At 62.7% G+C, this 1,120-nt stretch carries 1 protein-coding gene; it reads left to right on the top strand.

Going from position 1 to position 1,120, the window contains the following annotated elements:
* Nucleotides 1-75 precede the first annotated feature (75 nt).
* On the top strand, nt 76-1,008 hold the full coding sequence (locus ACPWR9_RS25840; RefSeq protein ID WP_426301925.1) for an electron transfer flavoprotein subunit alpha/FixB family protein: 933 nt from the start codon (nt 76-78) through the stop codon (nt 1,006-1,008).
* Nucleotides 1,009-1,120 lie beyond the last annotated feature (112 nt).

The raw sequence follows: 1,120 nt of genomic DNA, 5'->3' as shown, positions 1-1,120 counted from the left end.
GTGAAGGTGGCGGACGTGGCAACGCTCGTCGACAAACTGAAGACCGAAGCGAAGGTCCTGTAAGGAGACGACGAGATGAGCATTCTGGTAATCGCTGAACACGACAATCAATCGATCAAGGCGGCAACGCTGAACACGGTCACGGCCGCACTGCAATGCGGTGACGACGTGCACGTGCTGGTGGCCGGTTCGAACGCCAAAGCCGCTGCTGACGCCGCTGCACAGATCGCGGGCGTGAAGAAGGTGCTGCTGGCTGACGCACCGTACTTTGCTGATGGTCTGGCAGAGAACATCGCTGACGAAGTGGTGTCGATCGCTGGCAACTATTCGCACATCCTGGCAACGGCCACCGCCTACGGCAAGAACATCGCCCCGCGCGTGGCCGCTTTGCTCGACGTCGCACAAATCTCCGATATCACGAAGGTCGACAGCGCCGACACGTTCGAGCGCCCGATCTACGCCGGTAACGCGATTGCGACGGTGCAAAGTGCAGACAAGGTGAAGGTGATCACGGTGCGCTCGACGGGCTTCGACCCGGCAGCCGCCACGGGTGGCAGCGCCGCAGTGGAAACGGTCGCCGCAACGCCGGACGCCGGTCTGTCGCAGTTCGTGGGCCGTGAGGTGACGAAGCTGGACCGTCCGGAACTCACGAGCGCGAAGATCATCGTCTCGGGTGGCCGCGGTCTGGGCTCGGGCGAGAACTACACGAAGGTGCTGGAGCCGCTGGCCGACAAGCTGGGCGCCGCTCTCGGTGCTTCGCGCGCAGCAGTGGACGCCGGATATGTGCCCAACGACTATCAAGTCGGTCAGACGGGCAAGATCGTGGCGCCGCAGTTGTACGTGGCGGTGGGCATCTCGGGCGCGATTCAACACTTGGCCGGGATGAAGGATTCGAAGGTGATCGTGGCGATCAACAAGGATCCGGAAGCGCCGATCTTCTCGGTGGCGGATTACGGTCTGGTGGGCGATCTGTTCACGGTCGTGCCGGAACTGGTGAGCGCGCTGTAAGCGCACGCAGGTCTGCAAGACAGTAGGAAAAACATCGTGCTGCGGGGTGAGTCGCAAGACTGGCCTCGCAGCCGATTCGCATGAGGAGGCGGGCAGTGCGCTGCGTCCTCAT

It is taken from the genome of Pandoraea pneumonica, from assembly GCF_049918595.1.
GTDB lineage: Bacteria > Pseudomonadota > Gammaproteobacteria > Burkholderiales > Burkholderiaceae > Pandoraea > Pandoraea pneumonica_A.
This window is presented reverse-complemented; position numbering and strand designations above follow the sequence as displayed.

Excerpts from the sequence above, each read along its gene's own strand:
- ACPWR9_RS25840 (WP_426301925.1), top strand. The coding sequence starts at position 76 with ATGAGCATTCTGGTAATCGCTGAACACGACAATCAATCGATCAAGGCG.